General features: G+C 69.3%; 6 protein-coding genes. 3 read left to right on the top strand and 3 right to left on the bottom strand.

Translation table 11 applies throughout. The annotated features are described in order from the left end of the window. On the top strand, window positions 1-1,653 hold the full coding sequence (locus tag ACFYRY_RS30590; RefSeq protein ID WP_389152628.1) for a penicillin-binding transpeptidase domain-containing protein: 1,653 nt from the start codon (window positions 1-3) through the stop codon (window positions 1,651-1,653). Between the two features lie 506 nt (window positions 1,654-2,159). Continuing rightward, window positions 2,160-2,948 (top strand): BTAD domain-containing putative transcriptional regulator, encoded by a 789-nt coding sequence (locus ACFYRY_RS30595; RefSeq protein WP_389152630.1) that lies wholly within the window; start codon window positions 2,160-2,162, stop codon window positions 2,946-2,948. Window positions 2,949-3,024: 76 nt separating this feature from the next. Here the strand turns inward: ACFYRY_RS30595 and ACFYRY_RS30600 are convergent, their stop codons facing one another. The 3 genes from ACFYRY_RS30600 to ACFYRY_RS30610 all read right to left on the bottom strand — a co-directional run bounded on the left by ACFYRY_RS30600 (window position 3,025) and on the right by ACFYRY_RS30610 (window position 6,762). Continuing rightward, window positions 3,025-4,563 carry an aldehyde dehydrogenase family protein gene (locus ACFYRY_RS30600; RefSeq protein WP_389152633.1) on the bottom strand — a complete coding sequence of 513 codons (1,539 nt, stop codon included), beginning with the start codon at window positions 4,561-4,563 and terminating at the stop codon, window positions 3,025-3,027. Window positions 4,564-4,569: 6 nt separating this feature from the next. Then, window positions 4,570-5,505, bottom strand: coding sequence for a 2OG-Fe(II) oxygenase family protein (locus ACFYRY_RS30605; protein WP_389152636.1), 936 nt, complete (start codon window positions 5,503-5,505; stop codon window positions 4,570-4,572). 63 nt (window positions 5,506-5,568) lie between these two features. Then, a complete protein-coding gene (locus ACFYRY_RS30610) occupies window positions 5,569-6,762 on the bottom strand; it encodes an aminotransferase class V-fold PLP-dependent enzyme (protein WP_389152639.1) in 1,194 nt (397 codons plus the stop codon). 269 nt (window positions 6,763-7,031) lie between these two features. Here ACFYRY_RS30610 and lat point away from each other — a divergent pair, with 269 nt between their 5' ends. Beyond that, window positions 7,032-8,399, top strand: a complete 1,368-nt coding sequence (gene lat, locus ACFYRY_RS30615; protein ID WP_389152642.1) for an L-lysine 6-transaminase — start codon at window positions 7,032-7,034, stop codon at window positions 8,397-8,399. Window positions 8,400-8,569: the final 170 nt, after the last annotated feature.

Raw genomic sequence — 8,569 nt, forward strand, 5'->3', positions numbered from 1 at the left:
ATGACCCATCCCGGCAATCTCAGTGATTACCCCCAGTCCCGAAGGGGCCGTTCTCGCGGCCGGTTGATCGTTTCGACGGGTGTCGCGCTCGCCGTGACCGTCGGGGTCGGTTACTGGGGTTACTCCAGCTTTGTTGCCGACGGCGGGTCGGACGATCCGCAGGTGGTGGACGCCACGGCTGAACTGGAGAGCTTTCTGAACGCCTGGCGGGCGGCCGATGCCGGGCGGGCGGGCCGGATGACGGACAGTCCGGCCAACGCCGAGTCATTGATCAAGTCCGTCATGACGAATCTCAATCCGTCGAAGGCCGAGATCAGTACCGGCCACGGCGAGAAGAAGTCCGAAGGGGAAGTGGAGATTCCGTTCAACGTGAAGATGACGCTTCCGGGAGCGGGCGACTACGCGTGGGATTCGAAGGCCGACGTCATCAAGGCCGACGGCACGTGGAAGGTGAAGTTCCACACCGAAATGATTCACCCGGAGATGGTTCCGGGACAGACGCTCGCCCTCAAGACAAGGGATCGCGCGCCCATCCTCGACACGAAGGGCGACGATCTGGGGTCCGCCTCCCTCGTCGGGATGGTCGACGCCAAGACCGGCAAAGGCATGTCGGGCCTCCAGGCCCGCTACGACAAACAGCTCGCCGGCGGACCGGGGCCGATGAAGTCGGTCGTGGTCGTGGACCGCGAGTCCGGCCAGGTGGTGAAAAAGCTCACCGGCACCAGGGCGGGCCAGGGCAAGCCGGTACGGACGACCATTGATTCACGGGTGCAGGAAGCGGCCGCCGAAGCCCTGGCCGGGGTGAAGAAGAACGCGGCGATCGTCGCCATCGACCCTTCCGACGGGCACATTCTGGCCGCCGCCAACATGCCCGCCGGCATGAACCGCGCGCTGGAGGGCCGTTACCCGCCCGGCTCCACCTTCAAGGTGGTGACCGCCGCCGCTCTGCTGAAGCAGGGGATGAAGCCGTCGGATCCGGGGGAGTGCCCGAAGTTCACCACGGTCAACGGCCAGCGCTTCGAGAACCAGGACCAGTTCGTACTGCCGTCCGGATCGACGTTCAAGGACAACTTCGCCCACTCCTGCAACACCTTCTTCGTCAACTCCCGCGGCAAGCTGTCCTCCTCCGCCCTGCACGACACCGCGCAGGCGTTCGGCATCGGGGGCGCCTGGGACGTGGGCACCACGACGTACGACGGCAGCGTCCCGGTCGCGAGCAGCGACAACGACAAGGCCGCTTCGGCCATCGGGCAGGCCCGGGTGCAGGCGTCACCCCTGGTGATGGCCTCCGTCGCGGCGACGGCGAAGGCGGGCGTCTTCCGGCAGCCCGTCCTGGTGCCCGACGCCGTGAAGAAGAAGTACGAGGCCCCCGCCCGGCTCGACACCCCCGTCATCGACGCGCTGCGCCAGATGATGCGCGCGACCGTGACCGACGGCGCGGGCTGGGCCCTGAAGGGCATTCCCGGCGAGCCGCACGCCAAGACGGGCACGGCGGAGTACGGCAACGAGACCCCGCCCCGCACGCACGCCTGGATGATCGGCTACCAGGGGGACCGGGACCTGGCCTGGTCGGTCCTTCTGGAGGACGGCGGGTCGGGCGGTTCCGACGCCGGCCCGATCGCGGCGAAGTTCCTCAAGAAACTCGTGGGGTGAGCTGAACTGAACTGACACGTATCACGTCTGACGTGAAGTACGCCCCCGAACTCATCTGAAGAAGCCGAAGTAGCCGAAGAAGCCGAGGAGTTCCACTCGGTGTGCCGGTCTTCCGGGAAGACCGGCACGTAGTGCCGTGGCAGGCGATGTTCGCCCGTCACGACGCCTCGCACGCGTCCCCTCGCCTCAAGGGGGGTGCTCCCACTCGCCGCACCGGGCGGGGGACCCCCACGACGCCGCGCCTCGGCGGACATCGTCTGCCACGGCACCCGCCACGACCACCGTCACGTGGCGGCTCAGCCCCTATCCGACGCAGTGTCACCACTGCCGATTCCCCTGACCTCCGACGTGGCCTGCTTCCTTCGACGCGGCACCGTACGTCCGCCGGGCATGAAGCGACAGGCCTGACCACACACAGGCAGCAACAGCCAGGGACAGCATCCAGGGACACCATCCACGCCATGCCCACCCGCTCGGGCATGGACCATCCACAGGGGGTACCCGACATGACCACTCGCAACAGTGTGACGATCCGCCTTCTCGGCCCCGTGACCCTCGTGAAGAACGCCATGCCGATTCCGATACCCGGGCAACGACAGAAGCGTTTCCTCTCCTGTTTGGCCCTACGGCCCGGGCAGGTCATCTCCAAGGACGTGATCAGCGAGGAGTCGTGGGACGGAGAGCCGCCCCTGACCGTCTCGGGACAGCTGCAGACCTCGGCCTGGATGGTCCGTACGGCCCTGGAGAAGGCGGGGCTCTCACGGGACGCGGTCGGCTCGCACGACAGCGGCTACGAGCTGCGGGTGCCTGCGGAGGCCGTTGACCTGTTCGTCTTCAGAGAGATGGTGCGCAGTGTCCGGGTGCTGTCCGCGGGCGGACAGCACACAGACGCGTCCGAGCTGCTCGACGCCGCGCTGGCGCTGTGGAAGGGACCGGCGTTCGCCGACGTCACCTCCGGCCGACTGCGGCTGAAGGGGGAGTTCCTGGAGGAGGAGCGGACAGCGGCGGTCGAACTGCGTGCTCTGATCGACGTGGGCCTCGGGCACTACAGCGAGGCGATCGCCCGGCTGTCGGAACTGGTCGACCGTGACCCCCTCCGCGAGGACCTCTACGTCAGCCTCATGAAGGCGTACTACGCCGAGGGCCGGCAGGCCGACGCGATCCAGGTCTTCCACCGGGCGAAACGGCAACTGCGGGAGCACATCGGGATCAACCCGGGGGCGGGGATGACCCGGATGATGCAGGCCATCCTGCGCCAGGACGAACAGTTCCTACGGGTCGGTACGCCCGCCTGAGCCACCGGACGTGGGCCGACGCCCGGCCCGCGACGGCGGCCACCCGCTGGGCAGCCACCGTCGCGAGCCGGCTCGGCTACGGGGCGAAGTCGACACGCTGGGCCAGCGTCAGGCGCCCGGAGTGGTTCACCGTGTTGGTCGCCCGCCGCATGTACGCCCGCCAGGCGTCGGAGCCGGACTCGCGTCCGCCGCCGGTCTCCTTCTCGCCGCCGAACGCGCCGCCGATCTCCGCGCCCGACGTGCCGATGTTGACGTTGACGATGCCGCAGTCCGCGCCGTCGGAGGCCAGATACCGCTCCGCCTCGCGCTGGTCACTGGTGAAGATCCCGGACGACAGCCCCTGCGTCACCTCGTTGTTCAGCCGGATCGCCTCGTCGAGATCGCGGTACGTCAGGACGTACAGCAGCGGCGCGAAGGTCTCCTCGCGCACCACCTCGGTCTGGCCGGGCATCCGGAGGATGGCGGGCCGGACGTAGTAGGCGTCCGGGGCCGCTTCGGAGAGCTGCCGCTCACCGCCGACGACCAGGGTGCCGCCGTCCGCGGTGGCGCGGTCGACGGCTGCACGCATCCTGGCGTGGGCGTTCTCGTTCACCAGGGGCCCGACCAGGGTGGTGTCCTGGAACGGGTCGCCGACCGGCAGCCGGCCGTACGCCCGGGCGAGCCGTTCGACGAGGGCGTCGGCGACGTCCTCGTGCACGATCAGCCGGCGCAGCGTGGTGCAGCGCTGGCCCGCCGTGCCCGCGGCGGCGAACACGGTGGCGTCCACGGTGAGGTCGAGGTCCGCCGACGGGGTGACCACGGCGGCGTTGTTCCCGCCCAGCTCCAGGAGGCTGCGACCGAACCGGGCCGCGACGCGGGCCCCGACGGCGCGGCCCATCCGGGTCGAGCCGGTCGCGCTGATCAGCGGTATGCCCGGCGCGTCGACGACTCGTTCGCCGACCTCGGCCGCACCGAGGACGACCTGGTTCAGGTGTGCCGGGGCGCCCATCTCCGCGGCGGCGCGATCGAGGAGGGCGGTGCAGGCCAGCGCCGTGAGCGGAGTCAGCTCGGACGGTTTCCACACCACGGTGTCACCGCACACCAAGGCCACCGCGGTGTTCCACGCCCAGACCGCGACCGGGAAGTTGAAGGCGGTGATCACACCGACCACGCCCAGCGGGTGCCAGGTCTCCATCAGCCGGTGGCCGGGGCGCTCGGAGGGCATGGTGCGGCCGTAGAGCTGCCGGGACAGACCCACCGCGAAGTCGCAGATGTCGATCATCTCCTGCACTTCACCGAGCGCCTCGGAGCGGATCTTGCCCGCCTCGACGGTGACCAGGTCGGCGAGATCCTGCCGGTGCTCGGTGAGCAGCTCACCGAACCGCTTGACCAGCGCGCCCCGCACCGGTGCCGGAGTGGTCCGCCAGACGAGGAACGCCTGCCGCGCGGCGTCGACCGCCTGGTCGACGTCCGCCGGGGCATCGGCGCGCAGGCCGAACAGACCGGCGCCGGTGACCGGCGTACGAGCGGTGAGGGCGTCCCCCTTGAACGCGGCGAGTTCGACGCCGCAACGCGTCAGGGCGGCCTGAGCCGTGACGCGTATGCCGTGGGTGCTGCTGACGGGCGTTGCGCTCATGGCCACCTACGCCTTGCTCTTCGTACGGAGGTTGACGTAGTTGCCCGCGATCCAGTCCTGGAAGGTCGCGGTGTCGCCGTCCAGGCTGATGTCGAATCCGCACTGCTTGGCCATCGGGACCGAGAAGGCGAAGTCCGCGTTGGGGCGCAGGAAGAAGACGCTGGAGGTACGGCTGCTGCCCACGATCTGGTCCCGGCGCGGCGCCGCGACATGGTGCCGCGGGGCCTTCACCTGTCCGCCGGTCGCGAGGGTCGCGACGGCTCCGCAGAAGACGAGCACCCGGTCCGGCCTGGCCGGCAGGTCCACGAAGGTGCCGTCGACCTCGACCTGGAGGCTCACGAAGCCGTTGGGGCACGGTGTCTGCTGGATCAGCGTCACCGTCGACAGGTCGTAGTGCGGCGCCATCCGCAGGGGCTGCTCCTCGGCGCTGCGGTGCTCGGGCACCTCGGGGAAGTACCGGAACCTCAGCACCGGTTCGCAGGTGACGAAGGACTCGACACCGCCGTCCGGTTCGGTACCGGTCGTCTTCAGGACCTGGCGCGCCACCTCCCGGGAGGCGTCGTACATGCGGTCGAAGTAGCCCGTCCAGACACGTTCGAAGTCCGCCGTGGGGAAGAGGTTGCCCGAGGTCCCCATGGAGTAGCACATCGAGTAGTCGGTGTACGAGCCACTGTTGGTGATCTTCGCGGTGCTCTCGGACTCCAGTCCCGTGAACCCCCGCCGGACGGTGGGGTCCTTGGCGGTCACGGCGCGCTTCTGCTCCGGTGTGCCGTGCTCGAAGAAGTCGACGGCGAGCTCCTTGGAGGACGCCAGGTCGCTCTCCGACAGGCCGCTGTCGGTCAGGTAGAAGACGCCCTTCTCCGCCAGGCACCGGCGGAACTCGTCCTGGTGGAGTCCCGCCTGAAGGTCGGTCAGGCCGAACGTGGGGACCGTCGTATCCATCAGCACTCAACTCTCCTTACGTAACCCGGGTGGTCGATGACGCGGAGGGAACACGCGCACGGCTCAGCCGGCCGCGAGCTCCTTCAGGGCGTCCGCCAAGTACTCGATCTCGACTTCGGTGGTGTAGAAGTTCGCCGATATCCGCAGCAACGGCCCCTCCGGCCGGTCGGCCACCGCCGTCTCGATCCGGAAGCGCCGCCAGAGCCCTTGGCGCAGCTCGTCCGCGTTCGTCGTGGCGGGCAGGCGGAACGCCACCATGCCGCCCGACAGGTCCGGCGACTCGGGCGTGGCCGGCTCCAGTCCCTGCCAGCCGGTCAGGCGCTGTCGGGCGTGGTCGGCCAGTTCGCGTCTGCGCAGGCGGATCCTGTCGTGCCCGAGCCGCGCCTGGAAGTCGATCGACTCCGGTACGGCGAGCCAGGGGCAGAGATCGCGGGTGCCCTCGCACTCCAGCCTGCGCAGGCGCGGGGTGCTGCCGAACTGGTCGGGCTCGTCCGGCGGGCTCAGCGCCGGTGGCCGGTACGCCCAACTCACCTGCGCCGGCTCAAGGCTGTCCTCCTGCCCCGGACCGATGTGCAGGAACCCGACGCCGGTGGGGGCGAGGAGCCACTTGTGGCCGCTGCCCGCGTAGAAGTCGCAGGGGATGTCGGCCAGGTTCAGGTCGAGGAACGCGGGCGCGTGCGCCCCGTCGACCACGGTGACGATCCCGCGGCGGCGGGCCTGTTCGCACAACTCCCGGGCGGGCAGGACCAGTCCGGTCGTCGCCAGCACATGACTGAAGGACAGCAGCCGGGTCCGTGGGCCCATGGCGGCGACGGCGGCGTCGACGATCTCACCGGGATCGGCGGGCATCGTCGGCACCCGGAACGTCCGGATCGTCAGGCCCTGCCGCTGGGCCATCCGCTCCCAGCACCAGCGCATCGACGTGTACTCGTGGTCGGTCAGCAGGATCTCGCCCGGCTCGGACAGACGCAGCGACGACGCCACCAGGTTGACGGCCCCGGTGACGTTGGTGGTGAGCGCCAGACGGTGCGGCTCCCCGCCCAGGAAGCCGGCCAGGTGTGCGCGTGCCCGCCACAGCAGCGGGGGGAGCTCACGCAGCAGGAAGTCCATCGGCGCGCCGGCGAGGCGGGTGCGCAGGTCGGTGACGCGTTCGAAGGTGCTGCGCGGCAGCGGTCCGGCGGAGCCGGTGTTGAGGTTGACGACGGTGGGGTCGAGCAGCATGCGGCCGCGGGCGTCAGCCCAGTCGGCAAAGGCCATGTCGTGATCTCCCGCGCACTCGGAGAATATCGGTACCGCCGGAATTTGATCGACGCGTCGGACAATAGCAGCTGTGCCGTGACCGCGAAAAGAGAATTCTTCGGGGAATGCATCGAAGTTTTGCGGAGAGATATGCGAGAGAGCTGAGAGAGGGGCTCAAGAGGGATGCCGGTTAGCGTGGGCGGTCCAGAATATCCAGTTCACTGCCACGGCACGCTCGGTGCTCGATAGTTCCGGCCAGTCTTCCTGCCTTACAGGAGTCTTCGCACATGTGTGAACAGGGACGTTGTCCTGAATCAGGCTTCGTGGAAACGGAAAATCCGAACGCTCGGGACGTGCACCGTGCGTTGCAGCGTCATGTGCTCGTGGACGGCTACGACTTCGTTCTCGACCTGTCCGCGAGTCAGGGTACCGAGTTGGTCGACGCTGTCACGGGCGACCGTTATCTCGACCTTTTTTCCTTCTTCGCCTCGGCGCCGCTCGGTATCAATCCGTCGTGCATTACCGACGACCCGGCGTTCATGCGGGAACTAGCCGCGGCGGCCGTCAACAAGCCGTCCAACCCGGACCTCTACACGGTCCCGTACGCGAGGTTCGTCGACACGTTCGCCCGGGTGCTCGGTGACCCGCTGCTGCCGCACCTGTTCTTCGTGGACGGTGGGGCGCTGGCCGTCGAGAACGCGCTGAAGGCCGCCTTCGACTGGAAGGCGCAGCGGCTCGGTCTCGACGAGGACGCCGTGAACCGCCTCCAGGTGCTGCATCTGGAGCGGTCGTTCCACGGGCGCAGCGGCTACACCATGTCGCTGACGAACACCGACCCGGCGAAGACAGCCCGTTTCCCCAAGTTCGACTGGCCCCGGATCCCGTCCCCCGCGCTGCGGCATCCGCCCACCGCACACGCCCGCTCCAACCAGGACGCCGAACAGCGGGCCCTGCGCGCCGCCGAGGCCGCCTTCCGCGCCGCGGACTCGATGATCGCCTGCTTCGTCGTCGAACCCATCCAGGGCGAGGGCGGGGACAACCATCTCAGCGCCGGTTTCCTCCAGGCGATGCAGCGGCTCTGCCACGAGCACGACGCCCTGTTCGTGCTCGACGAGGTCCAGAGCGGCGGCGGCATCACCGGCACCCCCTGGGCGTACCAGCAACTGGGCCTCCAGCCCGACCTGGTGGCGTTCGGCAAGAAGACCCAGGTGTGCGGCGTGATGGGCGGTGGACGCGTCGACGAGGTCACGGACAACGTCTTCGCGGTCTCGTCCCGGATCAGCTCGACCTGGGGCGGCAACCTCGCCGACATGGTCCGGGCCACCCGGATCCTGGAGACGATGGAGCGCACCCAGCTCCTCGACGCCGTCGTGCAGCGGGGCAAGTACCTCCGCGACGGCCTCGAAGCCCTGGCCACCGAGTACCCGGACATGGTGGACAACGCCCGCGGCCGGGGTCTGATGTGCGCGGTCACCCTGCCGGACGGTCGCCGGCGTGACGAGGTCCTGCGCAGGATGTACCGCGAGCACCACGTCATCGCTCTGCCGTGCGGCGAGCGCAGCCTCCGCTTCCGCCCGCCGCTGACGATCAGCGAGAGCGAGATCGACCGGGCTCTCGAGGCACTGGCAGGCAGCCTCCGGACGCCCGCCCCCTGATGCACGGGGCGTAGGGGGTGTCCTCGGATCGAGCCCGCGCCGCCGGCCCCGGCACGCGCGTCCGCCCGCGGGACCCCTTCCGGCCCGACACGTTCTCTGACCCTCGCGGCCCTGTGGCGGCCCCGGCCACCGCCGTGCGTCGCACGGATCCTGTACGACGGAGAGCCTAC

The organism is Streptomyces sp. NPDC005263 (genome assembly GCF_042872365.1).
Lineage (GTDB): Bacteria > Actinomycetota > Actinomycetes > Streptomycetales > Streptomycetaceae > Streptomyces.